The 13,647-nt window shown below is 72.9% G+C and carries 14 protein-coding genes and 2 pseudogenes; 6 read left to right on the top strand and 10 right to left on the bottom strand.

Annotated elements, in window-relative coordinates; all coding sequences use genetic code 11:
- Positions 1 to 88: 88 nt before the first annotated feature.
- Both MRBLMG1_RS02615 and MRBLMG1_RS02610 read right to left on the bottom strand, forming a co-directional pair.
- A complete protein-coding gene (locus tag MRBLMG1_RS02615; protein ID WP_367820225.1) occupies positions 89 to 1,612 on the bottom strand; it encodes a flotillin family protein in 1,524 nt (507 codons plus the stop codon).
- A 66-nt stretch (positions 1,613 to 1,678) separates the two neighbouring features.
- Positions 1,679 to 2,188, bottom strand: a complete 510-nt coding sequence (locus tag MRBLMG1_RS02610) for a hypothetical protein (protein ID WP_367820223.1) — start codon at positions 2,186 to 2,188, stop codon at positions 1,679 to 1,681.
- Positions 2,189 to 2,391: 203 nt separating this feature from the next.
- Between MRBLMG1_RS02610 and MRBLMG1_RS02605 the strand changes: the two are divergent.
- Both MRBLMG1_RS02605 and MRBLMG1_RS02600 read left to right on the top strand, forming a co-directional pair.
- Positions 2,392 to 2,852 (top strand): annotated as a pseudogene (locus MRBLMG1_RS02605) (sodium:proton antiporter); the annotation flags it as partial.
- 146 nt (positions 2,853 to 2,998) lie between these two features.
- A pseudogene (locus tag MRBLMG1_RS02600) lies at positions 2,999 to 3,451 on the top strand (SLC13 family permease); the annotation flags it as partial.
- 154 nt (positions 3,452 to 3,605) lie between these two features.
- On the opposite strand, the gene MRBLMG1_RS02595 reads toward MRBLMG1_RS02600, so the two are convergent.
- From MRBLMG1_RS02595 to MRBLMG1_RS02585, 3 genes are all read right to left on the bottom strand, one after another.
- On the bottom strand, positions 3,606 to 3,911 hold the full coding sequence (locus MRBLMG1_RS02595) for a helix-turn-helix domain-containing protein (protein ID WP_367820221.1): 306 nt from the start codon (positions 3,909 to 3,911) through the stop codon (positions 3,606 to 3,608).
- Complete coding sequence (locus MRBLMG1_RS02590; RefSeq protein ID WP_367820323.1) at positions 3,911 to 4,396, bottom strand: DUF2975 domain-containing protein; 486 nt, start codon at positions 4,394 to 4,396, stop codon at positions 3,911 to 3,913. The genes MRBLMG1_RS02595 and MRBLMG1_RS02590 overlap by 1 nt, the downstream gene beginning before the upstream one ends.
- 205 nt (positions 4,397 to 4,601) lie before the next feature.
- Positions 4,602 to 4,883, bottom strand: coding sequence for a hypothetical protein (locus MRBLMG1_RS02585; RefSeq protein WP_367820220.1), 282 nt, complete (start codon positions 4,881 to 4,883; stop codon positions 4,602 to 4,604).
- A 308-nt stretch (positions 4,884 to 5,191) separates the two neighbouring features.
- On the opposite strand from MRBLMG1_RS02585, the gene MRBLMG1_RS02580 reads away from it, so the two are divergent.
- The gene (locus MRBLMG1_RS02580) at positions 5,192 to 6,163 is read left to right on the top strand and encodes an acetylxylan esterase (RefSeq protein ID WP_367820218.1); all 972 of its coding nucleotides are present in this window, start codon (positions 5,192 to 5,194) and stop codon (positions 6,161 to 6,163) included.
- Between the two features lie 37 nt (positions 6,164 to 6,200).
- Here MRBLMG1_RS02580 and opcA read toward each other — a convergent pair whose 3' ends face one another.
- On the bottom strand, positions 6,201 to 7,115 hold the full coding sequence (opcA, locus tag MRBLMG1_RS02575; RefSeq protein ID WP_367820216.1) for a glucose-6-phosphate dehydrogenase assembly protein OpcA: 915 nt from the start codon (positions 7,113 to 7,115) through the stop codon (positions 6,201 to 6,203).
- Positions 7,116 to 7,200: 85 nt separating this feature from the next.
- Complete coding sequence (locus tag MRBLMG1_RS02570; protein ID WP_367820214.1) at positions 7,201 to 7,740, bottom strand: DoxX family membrane protein; 540 nt, start codon at positions 7,738 to 7,740, stop codon at positions 7,201 to 7,203.
- A 171-nt stretch (positions 7,741 to 7,911) separates the two neighbouring features.
- On the opposite strand from MRBLMG1_RS02570, the gene MRBLMG1_RS02565 reads away from it, so the two are divergent.
- The 3 genes from MRBLMG1_RS02565 (at position 7,912) to MRBLMG1_RS02555 (ending at position 10,547) form a co-directional block, all read left to right on the top strand.
- Entirely contained in the window at positions 7,912 to 9,288 is a 1,377-nt protein-coding gene (locus tag MRBLMG1_RS02565; protein WP_367820212.1) for a dipeptidase, read from the top strand.
- 85 nt (positions 9,289 to 9,373) lie between these two features.
- Positions 9,374 to 9,976, top strand: a complete 603-nt coding sequence (locus tag MRBLMG1_RS02560; RefSeq protein WP_367820211.1) for an HdeD family acid-resistance protein — start codon at positions 9,374 to 9,376, stop codon at positions 9,974 to 9,976.
- A gap of 148 nt (positions 9,977 to 10,124) precedes the next feature.
- The gene (locus MRBLMG1_RS02555; RefSeq protein ID WP_367820209.1) at positions 10,125 to 10,547 is read left to right on the top strand and encodes a DUF350 domain-containing protein; all 423 of its coding nucleotides are present in this window, start codon (positions 10,125 to 10,127) and stop codon (positions 10,545 to 10,547) included.
- A 61-nt stretch (positions 10,548 to 10,608) separates the two neighbouring features.
- Here MRBLMG1_RS02555 and MRBLMG1_RS02550 read toward each other — a convergent pair whose 3' ends face one another.
- The 3 genes from MRBLMG1_RS02550 to MRBLMG1_RS02540 form a co-directional block, all read right to left on the bottom strand.
- Positions 10,609 to 11,100: a hypothetical protein gene (locus MRBLMG1_RS02550; RefSeq protein ID WP_367820207.1), complete on the bottom strand. Its 492-nt coding sequence runs from the start codon at positions 11,098 to 11,100 to the stop codon at positions 10,609 to 10,611.
- A complete protein-coding gene (locus tag MRBLMG1_RS02545) occupies positions 11,097 to 12,533 on the bottom strand; it encodes a WGR domain-containing protein (RefSeq protein WP_367820206.1) in 1,437 nt (478 codons plus the stop codon). The genes MRBLMG1_RS02550 and MRBLMG1_RS02545 overlap by 4 nt, the downstream gene beginning before the upstream one ends.
- 184 nt (positions 12,534 to 12,717) lie before the next feature.
- The gene (locus MRBLMG1_RS02540) at positions 12,718 to 13,590 is read right to left on the bottom strand and encodes an alpha/beta fold hydrolase (protein WP_367820204.1); all 873 of its coding nucleotides are present in this window, start codon (positions 13,588 to 13,590) and stop codon (positions 12,718 to 12,720) included.
- Positions 13,591 to 13,647 lie beyond the last annotated feature (57 nt).

Genomic DNA, 13,647 nt, shown 5'->3' with positions numbered 1-13,647 from the left:
CCTCACCCGACAGCCCCGGCCCGATGACGAAACCCTTACGTCAGCTCGCCGGTCCGTGCCGCACCGAACACGCGGACGTCGCAGGGCGTCAGTCGGTGAGGGCGATCCTGCCGTTGGCCGGGACGGGCTCTGTCGTCGTCCCCGACTTGGACGTGGTGAGGCCCTTGAGCAGCTGGGTGAGGTCGACGCCGGTGGTGGAGCCGAGGAGTTCCATGCCCTGGGCGACGTTGTCCGCGACGGTACGGGACAGCTTGCTCGCGCCGTCGGTGGAGATGACGGTCATCTTGTCGATGGCGCTCAGCGGTTCGGCGGCCTTGGCGACCACCTGCGGGAGGACCTCCACGAGCATCTGGATCATCGCGGCGTCGCCGTAGCTCTCGAAGGCGTCGGCCTTCTTCTGCATCGCCTCGGCCTCGGCCGAGCCCTTGGCGGCGATGGCGGCGGCTTCGGCGTCGCCCTCCATCCGGACGGCGTCGGCGATGGCCGCGCGGCGGGCACGCTCGGCCTCGCCGCGCTTGGCACCCTCGATCGCCTCGGCTTCCGCGAGGGCGGAGCGGCGCTGCTTCTCGCCCTCACCGGTCAGCCGGGCCCGCTCGGCCTCGGCCTGCGCGGCGGCGATAGCGGCCAGGCGCTCGGCCTCGGCCTGCTTGACCCGGGCCACCCGGAGGGCCTCCGCCTGCTGCTCCGCTTCGTACCGCTTGGCGTCGGCCGGCTTGCGGACCTGGGTGTCGAGCTGGCGGTCGGTCAGCGCGGCCTGACGCTCGGCCACCTTCTCCTGCTCGGCGAGGATCTGCTGCTGGCGGTCCGCCTCGGCCAGCGGGCCGGCGGCGTTCGCCTGGGCGGCGGCGGCGTCGGTTTCGGCCTTGATCTCGGACTGCCGCAGATACAGCGTGCGCTGCGCGACGGCGATCTCCTCCTCGGCCTTCAGCCGGGCCTGTTCGGCGGCCTGGCGGGCGTTGGCCTCCGCGATGTCGGCCTCCTGCCTGGCGCGGGCGGCCTCCGGGCGGCCGAGGTCCTCCAGGTAGGAGCCCTCGGTGGTGATGTCCTGGATCTGAAAGGCGTCCAGGACCAGGCCCTGGCCGGACAGGCTGGCCTCGGCCTCCTCGGCGACCTGGCCGGCGAACGCGGCCCGGTCGCGGATGATGTCCTCGACCGACATCCGGCCGACGATGGCGCGCAGGGCGCCCGAGAGCACTTCCTGGGTGAAGCCGACGATGCCGTCCTGCTGCTGGAGGAAGCGCTGCGCGGCGGCGCGGATGGCGTCCTCGTTGCCGCCGACCTTGACGATCGCCACGCCTTCCAGGTTCGCCTTGATGCCCCGCAGCGTGACCGCGCCCCGTACGGCGATCGGGATGTGACGGCTCGACAGGTCGAGGGTGTAGCGCTGCTGGACGAACGGGACGACGAAGACACCGCCGCCGACCACGACCTTCTGGCCGCTGTTGTCGGTGAACACCTGCCCGGTGTCGGGATCCGTGGACTTCTTGCCGCGCCGGCCCGTGATGATGAACGCCTCGCTGGGTCCGGCGACCTTGTAGCGGGTGACGACGACGAGGGCGAGCAGGACGAGGAGTACGACCACTCCCACGACCGCGGTGACGACTGGACTCATGAGCAATCCCCCCTGCCCGCTGTCATAGGGGCAGATCGGTGGTGAATGAATGGGTGGACGACCGGGTCAGCGCTCGACGGCGCGGACACTGACCGAGGTGGACGACGGCGCCGCCGTCACCCACACCTCCGTGCCCAGGGGCATCGGGCCGTCGGCTGTGGCCGCGCACTTGACCGGCTGGCCGCCCGACCGCAGCAGGACCTCGCCGTAGCCTGCGGCCGGGATGGCGGTGACGACGGTCCCGGCGGAGCCGATGAGGTCGGCCTGGCGAGGCGCGGTGGCGCTTCCGTCCCGGGCGAGGGCCCGGCCGAACCGGTACGTCAGCCAGCCCGCCCCCGCCCCGGCGACGGCCCCCGTGGCAGCTGCCGCTCCCTGCCCGAGCCCCGTGGACCCGAGCACGATCGCCCCCGTGAAACCGAGCATCGAAACGAAGCCCGCGACCACCGGAAGCGACAGCCACCCGTCGAACAGTCCGTCCAGGGCGCCGTCGAAGACACCTTCGAGCACCCCGTCGAACGCCAGCGAGCACCCCAGCAGGACGATTCCCCCGATGCCGAGACCCAGGAACAAGCCCATGAGCACCCCCCCGCTGAGCGTGCGTTTCCGCCGGACACCGGGATCGTGCCAGCGCGGCAAGGTCCTCCACATTGCCCGCCACCGGCAATCTTTACGCTGCTTTAACGCACGCCGGGCGGCAGGTTCCGGCTCTGTCAGCGGTGCCCGCCCCCGAATCCGGCACCACCCAGCGCGTCCATGCCGAAGTCCGGCAACGTCCGGACGGCCCGACTGCCGCCAGACTCGCCCACGCGTCCGCGGGCACCATCGCCCTGGAGCTCGTCCTGGGGCTGGTCTTCGGAATCGCGCTGCCGCTCGGGGTCGCGGCGCTGGTGCGGCTGCGCTTGCTGGGCGCCGAACCGAAGCTCCAGCCGCTGCTGCGCGGATCGGGCGGCGCGAGAAGCTGGTCGCCGCCTGGTTCGGCCCCAAGGGCTTCGCATCGGTCGTCTACGGGCTGCTCGTCGTCCTCCAGGCCGGCATCCCGCAAGGCGAGCAGGCGTACACCCTGATCGCCGTCTGCATCGCCTTCTCCATCATCGCCCACAGCAGCAGCGACGTACCGATCGCCCGGCTGTTCCAGGTCGCCGGCCTGGCCGGCATCCCGGGCGAGGCGGCGCCCGCGAGCGCCGCCGTCCCCCATCCGAACAGTCCCGCCGACCAGAAGGAGAGCCGTGTCCGCCCGTGACCTGCCAGAGCCCTACCCGCACGTGTCCACCGATGACGGCGCCGTGGACGCCGTCCGACTGCTGGCCGAGCAGAACCTGCCGGCGCTGCTGGTCCTGGACACCGACGGCGTTCCGTACGCCGTCCCCGGCTCGCAGGTAGCTGGGCACCCTCGCCTTCTTCGCCGGCCTGTTCATCATGGTCGGCGCGCTCATCGAGACCGGCGTCATCGGGGACCTCGCCGGCGCCCTCGCGGACACCATCGGCGGCGACGAACTCGGCGGCTCCATGCTGCTGCTGGGCGGCTCGGCCGTGCTCTCGGGCATAGTCGACAACATCCCCTACGTCGCCACCATGGCCCCCATGACCGGCCAACTCGTCACCGACATGGGAGGCGACCCCGACCACGTCATGTGGTGGGCCCTCGCCCTCGGCGCCGACCTCGGCGGCAACGCCACCGCCATCGGAGCCTCCGCCAACGTCGTCGTCCTCGGCATCGCCGAACGCAACCGCCGGCCCATCAGCTTCTGGCACTTCACCACATACGGCCTCGTCGTCACCGCCGTCACCGTCGCCGTCTCGGCCCTCTACCTGTGGCTGCGCTACTTCGCCCTGGCATAGCTCCGGATGCCCGAAGGACCGGGCCCGCTGCCGCCGGACGGACCAGCAGGTCGTCAGCTTGCGACGCCGACACCGGCCCCTCGCGTCGCATCCGCTCAGCAGGCTCCAGGGCGTCGAGGGGCACGGTCCCGGCCGGCCCCGCACGAAGCGGACCTCACGCCTTCGCCGGGTCTCCGGCCACGCCCTCCACGCCGGCCACGTCCTCCGCCTCGGCCTCGACCTCGGCCTCGGTCACATCCTCCGCCTCCGCCACGTCCTCGGCCTCCCAGCGCAGCAGGTCGCCCGGCTGGCATTCGAGCACCTCGCAGAGCGCGGCGAGCGTCGCGAAGCGCACTGCCTTCGCGCGGCCGTTCTTCAGGACCGCCAGATTGGCGGGGGTGATGCCGACCCGGTCCGCGAGGTCGCCGACGGACATCTTCCGCCGGGCCAGCATCACGTCGATGTCGACGGCGATCGGCATCAGATCACCTCGTCCAACTCGGCCCGCATCCGCGACGCTTCGACGTCACGCGCGACGGCCTGGGTCAACAGCATCCGCAGCACGAGCACGATCAGCGCGACGCCCAGGATCGCCAGCCCCACCCCGGCCATGATCACCGTCACGCCCGGATCCTCCCGCTGCCCCGGCGCGTTGATCGCCGTCACCGCGAACCACACGAGGGCGGCCGCCACGATCGAACCGATCACCCCGTCCACGTACCGAAACGCGGCGTGCGAGAACACCGTCCCGCGCCGGACCATCGTCACCAGCCGCCACACGCACACCAACGCGACCTGCGCCGACCCCATACCCAGGATCGTGACCAGCCGCAGCGGCGTCAGCGGCAGCGACCCGTCCTCCGGATCCGTCGCCAACGCCCACACCATCAACACCTGCACCCCCACCGTGCCGGTGAGCACCACCGCGAGCACGGCGCGCAGCGCGCGCACTGTCAGCTTTCCCATGACCCAGCCTTCCATCGATTCACGATGGGAATCTATCGAGATTCGATAGGTCCAGCAAGAGGGGGCCGAGGTCGGGGGCTGGGGCGAGCGGGCCCGCACGGCGGATCGCGCTCGGGTCGCCGGGCTGAGCGGACCCCCGCGCGGGGCGCGCGCAGGGCTCCGGTGCTCGGCGCGCCGGCGGGAACGCGCACGTCCCGCCCCGGGTTCAGGCGCTGTTCGCGTCCAGGAGGCGGTGGGTGCGGGGGCTGGCGCCGCCCAGGGAGAGGGTGATGCCGAGGCTCGCGCACATGCGGTGGGCGCGGGCGAGGGCGCTGAGGGTGGCGGGCGTGGGGTCGGCGACCGGGAGCTCGATGACGACCCGCGCGGGCCGGTGCGCTTGGACGAGCGCCTGGATCTGGAGGGCGGCGGCGGCCCTGTTGGTGACGTCCAGGTCGTGGTGGAGGGTCACGTGGAGGACGTCCGTCCCCACGGCGTGGCTGATGAGCATGGAGTCCCTCCGCGCAGCACGAGGATGGCCCACGACTGCCTGCGGTGTGGGCGGTTCGTCCGAGGATGTCACGCGATCGGTCCCGGGGGTGTTCTCGTGACACCGACGGCGCGGAGTGTCTGTCCGGACGCGCCCGGACGGGTTCGTACGGGGCCGGACGGGACAGGGTGAGACAGCCGAGTCGGGGCCGGCGCCGGGCGGGGTGCGATTCACGTATATGAATCGGGCGGGTGCGCGGCTAGGGTGGGCAGGGCCGGTGGTGACCGGTCGAGATTCCGAACGCGACCCTTACTCACCAGGCGGTTCACATGACGCAGTTCGACCTGCCCCTCGATCAACTCCGCACCCACCGCAGCACGTCTGTGGAGCCGGAGGACTTCGACGTCTTCTGGGCGAAGACCCTCGACGAAGCACGCGCGCACGATCTGGAGGCGCGCTTCGAGCCGGTCGTCACGGGGCTGGCCACGGTCGAGACCTTCGACGTGACGTTCAACGGCTTCGACGGGCAGCCGGTGAAGGGCTGGTTCGTCCTGCCCGCGGGGACCACCGAACCGCTGCCGGTCGTGGTGGAGTTCCTCGGGTACGGCGGTGGGCGCGGTCTGCCGCACACGCATCTGCTGTGGGCGTCGGCCGGGTTCGCGCACTTCGTGATGGACACGCGCGGTCAGGGCAGCACCTGGGCCGGTGGAGACACGGCCGACCCGGTCGGCAGCGCGCCGTCGTTCCCCGGTTTCATGACGAAGGGCGTCGAGGACCCGTACACCTACTACTACCGGCGGCTCTTCACGGACGCCGTCCGTGCCGTGGAGGCGGCGCGTGCGCACCCCCTGGTGGACGCGGGGCGCACGGCGGTGACGGGCGGAAGCCAGGGCGGCGGGATCGCCCTCGCCGTGGCGGGTCTGGTCCGCGATCTGGTCGCGGTGGCGCCCGACGTGCCGTTCCTGTGCGACTTCCCGCGGGCGCTCACCGTCACGGACCGCAACCCGTACCGCGAGATCGGCAACTACCTCAAGACCCACCGGGGTCGTGTGCGGCAGGTGCGGGACACGCTGGCCTACTTCGACGGGGTCCACTTCGCGGCCCGGGCCACGGCCCCCGCCCTGTTCTCGACGGCTCTCGAGGACCAGACGTGCCCGCCGTCCACCGTGTTCGCCGCGTTCAACGCGTACGCCCAGGAGGACAAGGCCATCGAGGTCTACGACTTCAACGACCACGAGGGCGGCGGCCCCGTCCAGGAGGCGGTGCAGCTGCGCTGGCTGCCGGGACGGCTGCGCGGGTAGGGGCCGGCCGCGGAAGGGGCGCCCCCGTACCCGGCTGTCAGGCGCGGCCGCGCAGGGCGGCCTCGTAGGCCTCGTCGGGGTCGAGGCGGCGGAGTTCCTCGGCGATGAGTTCGGCGGTGGTGCGGACCTTGAGGGCGAGGACGCGGCTGGGCTGGCCCGGGATCGCGAGCCTGGCCACGGGGCCCTCGGGCCGGTCGATGCGGATCTCGCCGTCCGCGGTGTCCATGCGTACGGCGGTGACGACGGGGCCGTCGGTGACGACCCGGTCGACGGGGACGCCGAGGCGGACCTCGAACCAGCGGGCGAGGAGTTCGGCGCTGGGGTTCTCCGCCTCGCTCTCGACGGCGGCGGACGTCACGGTGGAGAGCGGTGCCTGGTCGAGGGCCGCGGCCAGCATCGAGCGCCACGGGGTGAGCCGGGTCCAGGCGAGGTCCGTGTCGCCGGGGGCGTAGGAGGCGGCGCGGGTCTCCAGGGCGGCGAGGGGGTCCTCGACCGCGTACATGTCGGTGATGCGGCGCTGGGCGAGTGATCCCAGGGGGTCGAGGGAGGGGACGTCGGGGGCGTCGACGGGCCACCAGACGACGACCGGGGCGTCCGGCAGGAGCAGCGGCAGGACCACGGAGTCGGCGCGGGCGCCGAGTTCGCCGTGCAGCCGGAGCAGGACCGTCTCGCCCGAGCCGGCGTCGGTGCCGAGCCGGACCTCGGCGTCGAGCCGGGTCTCCTGCCGGCCGCGGGGCGACCGGTTGTGGCGCTTGATGACGACGAGGGTGCGGGAGGGGTGCTCCCGTGAGGCGTCGTTGGCGGCCTTGACCGCGTCGTAGGCGTTCTCCTCGTCGGTGACGACGATGAGGGTGAGCACGGCGCCCACGGCGGGGGTGCCGACGGCCCTGCGGCCCTTCAGGATCGCCTTGTTGATCCTGCTGGAGTCGGTGTCCGTCAGATCGATCTTCATGCGCGGCGCCCGTCCCTTCCTCTGCGGCGAGCCTAACCCTCCCGCGCGGTGGGCGCGTACGGGTCCCCTGGCTTCCCGGCAGGTGCTACGCCGGCTCCGGCTCCGGGTCGGTTTCCTCGTCCGCCTGTTCCACGGCGCGGCGGCCGACCACCGCGGCGGCGGCGAGGGCGGTGCCGATGAAGGCGGTGGCGACCACCCAGGGGCGGTCGAGGACGTGCCCGGTGGCGTGGTCGAGGGAGTAGCGGCCGGCGCCGGTGATGCCGATCGCGGCGGCGGTGAAGCCGAGGAACGCCGGGTACTCGTAGCCGCCGGCCGCGGCGAAGAAGCCCGCCGGGGCGTGCACGGAGACGGCTCCGGCCATGGCACCGGCCGCGGCGGCGCCGGCGGCGGGGGTGGCGAGGCCGAGGGCGAGCAGGACGCCGCCGCCCGCCTCGCCGAGCCCCGCGGCGATGGCGCTCTCGCGGCCCGGGCTGAAGCCCATGGCCTCCATCGCCTTGGTGGTGCCTTCGAGGCCGCCGCCCCCGAACCAGCCAAGGAGCTTCTGGGTGCCGTGCGCGGCAAGTACGGCGCCGGTGCCGACCCTCAGCACGAGCAGCCCGAGGTCGCGTCGGTTGAGGTGGGCCATGAGGTTCTCCAGGTGCGGGAGGCGGTGGCGTACGCGTCCACTCTCGTCCCGCTCGCTCCCCGGCGCCCTTCGAACGGTGTCCCGGATAGTCCACTTGAGTCATCTTTTGCGGTGCTTGCCCACTGTTGCTTGACTGAGTGGGCTTTCGACCCCCGAGGGAAGTGGGTACGCATGACCGCCGAGGCCACCGGGACCGCAGCCCTGCGGGAGAAGGTCCGGGCACTGATGCCACGGGCGAAGGAGGACCTGGCGGAGCTGGTGTCGATGCGCTCGGTCGCCGACCCGCGCCAGTTCCCGCCCGAGGAGTGCGCGAAGACCGCCGACTTCCTCGTACGGGCCTTCACCGAGGCCGGGCTGAGCGACATGCGGCGGGTGACGACCCCGGACGGCACGGACGCGGTCGTCGGCCACGCGCCGGGCCCCGAAGGGGCGCCCACGGTCCTGCTGTACTGCCACTACGACGTGCAGCCGCCGCTGGACGACGACGCCTGGCGGACGCCGCCGTTCGAGCTCACCGAGCGCGACGGGCGCTGGTACGGGCGGGGCTCGGCCGACTGCAAGGGCAACATCGCCATGCACCTGACGGCGTTGCGGGCGCTCGGCGGCCCGGAGGGCCGGGGGTTCCCGGTGAACATCAAGTTCGTGGCCGAGGGTTCGGAGGAGCAGGGCACGGGCGGCCTGGAGCAGCTGGTGCCGCTCCGGCCGGAACTCTTCGCCGCCGACACCCTGCTGATCTGCGACACGGGCAACTTCGCACGGGGCCTGCCCACCACGACCACCTCGCTGCGCGGCCTCACCAACGTCGTCGTCACCGTCTCCACGCTCAAGGGCGAGATGCACTCCGGCATGTTCGGCGGGCCGGCGCCCGACGCGCTCGCCGCGCTCGTCCGGATCCTCGACAGCCTGCGCGACGAGCACGGCAACACGGCGGTCAAGGGGCTGGCCGGCGACGGCGTCTGGGAGGGCGTGGACTATCCGCCCGAGCAGTTCCGCACCGACGTGGGCGTCCTCGACGGCGTCTCGCTCGTCGGTACGGGCTCGGTCGCCGACGAGCTGTGGGCCCGGCCCGCCGTGACCGTGCTCGGCATCGACTGCCCGCCGGTGGTGGGCTCTTCGGCGGCCGTGCAGGCGAAGGTACGGGCCCGGGTCAGCCTGCGGGTGCCGCCCGGGATCGACGCCGACGACGCCCGCCGCGCCCTCACCGACCATCTGACCTCGGCGGCGCCCTGGGGCGCCCGGGTGGAGGTGGAGCCGGAGAGCGCCGGGCAGCCGTTCCGCGCGCGCACCGACGGTCCCGCCTACCGCGCCCTCGGGTCGGCGCTCCGCGAGGCGTACGGGAAGGACATGGTCCAGTCCGGGCAGGGCGGGTCGATCCCGCTGTGCAACGTGCTGGCCGAGCACTTCCCGGACGCGGAGATCGCGCTGATCGGCGTGGAGGAGCCGGGCTGTCTCATCCACGCGCCGAACGAGAGCGTGGACCCCTCGGAGATCGAGCACATGGCAATCGCCGAGGCGCTGTTCCTGAGCTCCTACGCCACGGCGCGCTGAACCCGCGACCGGCGTCCGCTCTCCCCTCGCTTCCCCCACCCCTTCTCCCCCTTCCCGTCCTCGACGAAAGGACCGGTGCCGTCCCATGACACAGACTCATGACCGACCCCCGCATCAGGACGTGCCGCCCGGGCCCCTCGGTCTGCTCGCCGGCATCGCGTGGCAGACGTTGCTGATCGCCGGGCTCGTCGCGGCGGTCCTCGGCGTCATGGTCCTGGCGTGGCCGGACGCCTCCCTCTTCGTGGCCGGTGTGCTGTTCGGTCTGTACCTGCTGCTCAGCGGCGTGATGCAGCTGGTGGCCGCCTTCGGGACGCACGCGACCACCGCACTGCGGGTCATGGCGTTCATCAGCGGCGCGCTCTCGATCCTGCTGGGCCTGTTCTGCTTCAAGGGCGTGACGCAGTCGGCCGTGCTGCTCGCCCTGTGGATCGGGATCGGCTGGCTCTTCCGGGGCATCACCCAGACCGTGGCGGCGGCCTCCGATCCGGCGATGCCGGCACGCGGCTGGCAGATCTTCCTCGGCATCGTCAGCGCGCTCGCCGGGGTGGTGCTGATCGTGTCGCCGCTGGAGTCGGTCGCGGTCCTCACGCTCCTCGGCGGCATCTGGCTCATCGCCGTCGGCGCGGTGGAGGTGATCACGGCGTTCATGGTGCGCTCGCGGGCCAAGAACCTGCCGCCGGGTGCCTGACCCACGGAGCCTCTCGCGAGGACGTCCGCCCGTCCGCCGTCCGCCCGATCACCGGGCGGGCGGCGGTCGCGGTTGACGCGTGCGCTACATTTTGCCGGTCCTTGACCACCGATCCCCCGTGATCGCGACCTTTCGGAGCCGGCACCCCATGAGCGACATCGTCAACGGCCTCGGCCGGGCCGGCGCCTACGGCGCCCTGGGCGTGGTCCTGCTGATCCTCGGCATCGTGCTCGTGGACCTGCTGACCCCCGGGAAGCTCGGGCGACAGATCTGGGAGGACCGCAACCGCAACGCCTCGATCCTGTTGAGCTCGGCCCTCCTCGGCATCGGCGGGATCGTGTTCACGTCGATCTGGACGACGTACGACGACTTCGGCAAGGGGCTCGTGTCCACGGCCGCGTTCGGACTGCTGGGCCTGGCGATGATGGCGGTGGCCTTCCTGGTCGTGGACCTGGTCACGCCGGGGAAGCTCGGCGCCACCCTCGTCGACCCGGAGCCGCACCCGGCGGTGTGGGTGACCGCTTCCTGCAACATCGCGGTCTCCGCGATCGTCTCCGCCTCGATCGCCTGACCCTGCGGGACCCGCGGCCGGACCCGGACCCGGACCCGGCCCCGGTTCACCGCCGTCCGGGTCAGCCCGCCATCGGCTCCACCTCCAGGAAGCGGCGCCCGCGCGGCCCCCGGTAGAGCAGGGCCTCCCAGCCGAGCCGTGCCAGGGCCGGTACGCACGCGCCGAGTGCCGCCGCCTCCTCCTGGGCGGCGCCCGAGCCCGGCGGGCCGAGCCACTCCACCACGGCCGTGCCGGGCCGCTCCCCCGCGGTGACCCGGTACCCGGTGCCGGCGCGGCCGCCGGACCCGTCGACGGACGAGGGGACGAGCCCGCCGCTCTCCAGGGCAAGCGCGACCGCGCGCACCGGCTGTCGGCGCTCCCACTCGGCGGGTGCGGCCTTCGGGTCGCCGCCCCGGCGGCCCGTCAGCCTTCTGATCTGGAGCAGCCCGTCGACGGCGGCGCGGAGCTCGCGCGAGCGCTGCTCGGCGTCGGCCTCGGGCAGCGGCGGGCCGTCCCCCGTGGCCGCCTCGAAGACGCCCCCGCCGCCGTCCGCCGGGCCCTGACCGCCCGTCACAGCAGTCGCCGGATGTCGCCGCGGACGCGGTAGAAGCCGCCGGCGGCGGGGTGCAGGGCGTCCACCACGTACCGCGCGCCCGGTTGCCTGATGGCGCGCGGGAACTGCACGTTCCACTCGGAGTCGTAGCCCGCGGAGACGACCCGCACACGGGTCCTGCCGGACTCGGTCACGCACTCCACGACGACCGAGCCGGCCGGGGCGTCGTGGACGGTGGCCACGGCGGTGACGGTCGTCGCCGGCTCGTACACCGGCAGGGCGGCGGCCAGTTTGACGTCCCGGGCGACCGGGACCGTACCGCCCTTGGCGGCCTCGATCGCCGTCTCGCTCGCGTCCACGCACACCAGCGAGCCGTCCGTGGTCACCAGGTAGAGCCGCTCGTCGCGATACTGCATGGAGAGCGCCGACCCGCCGCCGGTGCCGAGCTTCCACAGCCGGGTGCCGTCCTCGGCGAAGCAGTAGACGGAGGAGGACGAGTCGGCGGCGAAGACGAACCGGCCGCCGGGCGAGGTGGCGCAGGAGTACACGGGGCTGTCGCAGGAGTACACCGCCTCCACGCGCCCGTCCTTCTTCGCGAGCCGCTGGACCTTCTTGCGGGACGTGCCCGCGTAGACCGCCGTGTCCTCCTGCCAGCCGAAGAGGACACCGCCCTCGGTCGCGGTGTGCCACAGCTCGCCGCCGCCGTCCGGGGCGTGGGCGGCGACGCCCCGGGTGTCCCCGTAGTAGACGGCGTCGCCGTCGGCGCGGACCATCCAGGCGTGCTCGCCGAGGCCGCCGCGGGCCCACTGGTGCTCGTCCTCGTGGTCGATGACGGTCAGCCGGCCGGAGCGGTCGGCGACGTGCAGGACGCCCTCGTGGATGTCGAGCCAGAAGATGTCGACGTCGGTGGCGATGTCGTACGCGGCGAAGGGGAGTTTGGACGACAGGTCGTACACCTTGCCGTCGTCACAGCCCGCGTAGATCCAGAAGTCGTCGGCGACCAGGCACTTGACGCCGTCCGGCAGGCTGAAGCGGGCCTGCACCTCGCCGGTGCGGTCGAGGGTGAACACGTCCCCCGCCTGGTTGCCGACCCAGCAGCGCTCCTCGTCGACGTGGATGCCGAAGGCCGCGGAACCGGTCCGGAAGCGCCACAGGACGGGGGCGACGGCGCGGGCCGTGGAGGGGGCGGAGGTCACCTCGCGGCGGGTCACGGCGCGCGCGGCGCGCTGCCCCCTGACCGCCGGGGCGTACCCCTTGCGCACCTTCTCCCCTATCTTCTTCGCCGCCGCGGCCTGGGCCTTCGCGGCGGTCGGGAAGGTGGAGCGCTGGGTCTGCCCGTCCGCTCCGATCCGGCCGTAACGGACCGACACCGTGAGGTCGTCGACGGTCACTTCGTAGAACTTGTGGGCACCGCCGCCGTCCTGCGACAGCTCCAGATAGGTCGTCGTCGTCATGGGGAAAACGGTAGGGGCACCCACTGACAACGGCCCGCGGTGAAGCCTTGGCCACGGGTCCTGCCGCCCCGGGAATGGGCCGCACTCGCCTGCTGCGTGGTCGTCGCCGTGGTCCGCGTGACTTCGGCTCGGACGTGAACCCGCTCGCCTGTCTGCGCGGGCACGGCGTGCCCGCGTAGGGGGCTCAGCCCGTCACGCGCTCGATCCAGGCGGTGAGGTCGGCGACGACCTCGTCCCGGTTGGTCTCGTTGAGGATCTCGTGGCGGGCGCCTTCGTAGCCGCGGTACGTCAGGTCGGTGAGGCCGGCCTGGCGGTACCGGGAGACCAGCAGGTCGGAGAGGGTGAGGCGGGCGTTGAGGGGGTCGTGGTCGCCGACGAGGACGCAGACCGGCAGGTCCGCGGGGATGCCATGCGGGGCGGCGAGCCGGGCCGCCGCCGCCCCCATGTCGGCCATCCCCCGGTCGTCGGCGCCGAAGCCGCAGAGCGGGTCGGCGAGGTAGGCGTCGACCTGCCGCTCGTCGCGGCTGAGCCAGTCCGCCTCCGTGCGGTGGGGCGCGAAGGCGGCGTTGAAGGCGTCGAAGACTCCGCCGGCCTCGACGCCTTCCTCCGCGGCCCGGCGGGCGGCGTCCACGAGTCCGGCGAGGAGGCCGTCGAGGGCCGTGGTGCCGGAGAGCGCGACGCCGTCGACGAGGGAGGCGTGGTCCAGCAGGTACTGCTGGGCGGCGAAGGAGCCCATGCTGTGACCCACGAGGACGACGGGGACGCCGGGGTGGCGCTCGCGGGCGATCCCGGTGAGCGCGGCGATGTCCTCGACGAGGAGGTTCCAGCCGTTCTCGCCGAAGTGGCCGGGGCCCGCGTGCATGGAGAGGCCGTGGCCGCGGTGGTCGGCGGCGTAGACGGCGAAGCCGAGCCCGGCGAGGTGCCCGGCGAGCGGGGCGTAGCGGGCGGCGTGCTCGCCCATGCCGTGCGCGATCTGGACGACGCCGCGCGCCTCCCCTTCGGGGAGCCACGTGTGGACGTGGATGACGACGCCGTCCTGAGAGGTGAAGGTGAACATGGCGGCTCCTGACTCGTGATGGCCGGCTCGTGCCACCGGGCCCGCGGTGCCGGCCCG

Source organism: Streptomyces sp. LMG1-1-1.1, from assembly GCF_040815545.1.
In the GTDB taxonomy this organism is placed as follows: domain Bacteria; phylum Actinomycetota; class Actinomycetes; order Streptomycetales; family Streptomycetaceae; genus Streptomyces.
The sequence above is the reverse complement of the archived record's forward strand: the minus strand, read 5'-3'. Positions and strand labels throughout refer to the sequence as shown.

What these genes read in the sequence shown, in the direction of transcription:
- MRBLMG1_RS02615 (WP_367820225.1), bottom strand. Translation starts at nt 1,612, where the DNA reads ATGAGTCCAGTCGTCACCGCGGTCGTGGGAGTGGTCGTACTCCTCGTC.
- MRBLMG1_RS02610 (WP_367820223.1), bottom strand. Translation starts at nt 2,188, where the DNA reads ATGGGCTTGTTCCTGGGTCTCGGCATCGGGGGAATCGTCCTGCTGGGG.
- MRBLMG1_RS02595 (WP_367820221.1), bottom strand. Translation starts at nt 3,911, where the DNA reads ATGCCGATCGCCGTCGACATCGACGTGATGCTGGCCCGGCGGAAGATG.
- MRBLMG1_RS02590 (WP_367820323.1), bottom strand. Translation starts at nt 4,396, where the DNA reads ATGGGAAAGCTGACAGTGCGCGCGCTGCGCGCCGTGCTCGCGGTGGTG.
- MRBLMG1_RS02585 (WP_367820220.1), bottom strand. Translation starts at nt 4,883, where the DNA reads ATGCTCATCAGCCACGCCGTGGGGACGGACGTCCTCCACGTGACCCTC.
- MRBLMG1_RS02580 (WP_367820218.1), top strand. Translation starts at nt 5,192, where the DNA reads ATGACGCAGTTCGACCTGCCCCTCGATCAACTCCGCACCCACCGCAGC.
- opcA (WP_367820216.1), bottom strand. Translation starts at nt 7,115, where the DNA reads ATGAAGATCGATCTGACGGACACCGACTCCAGCAGGATCAACAAGGCG.
- MRBLMG1_RS02570 (WP_367820214.1), bottom strand. Translation starts at nt 7,740, where the DNA reads ATGGCCCACCTCAACCGACGCGACCTCGGGCTGCTCGTGCTGAGGGTC.
- MRBLMG1_RS02565 (WP_367820212.1), top strand. Translation starts at nt 7,912, where the DNA reads ATGACCGCCGAGGCCACCGGGACCGCAGCCCTGCGGGAGAAGGTCCGG.
- MRBLMG1_RS02560 (WP_367820211.1), top strand. Translation starts at nt 9,374, where the DNA reads ATGACACAGACTCATGACCGACCCCCGCATCAGGACGTGCCGCCCGGG.
- MRBLMG1_RS02555 (WP_367820209.1), top strand. Translation starts at nt 10,125, where the DNA reads ATGAGCGACATCGTCAACGGCCTCGGCCGGGCCGGCGCCTACGGCGCC.
- MRBLMG1_RS02545 (WP_367820206.1), bottom strand. Translation starts at nt 12,533, where the DNA reads ATGACGACGACGACCTATCTGGAGCTGTCGCAGGACGGCGGCGGTGCC.
- MRBLMG1_RS02540 (WP_367820204.1), bottom strand. Translation starts at nt 13,590, where the DNA reads ATGTTCACCTTCACCTCTCAGGACGGCGTCGTCATCCACGTCCACACG.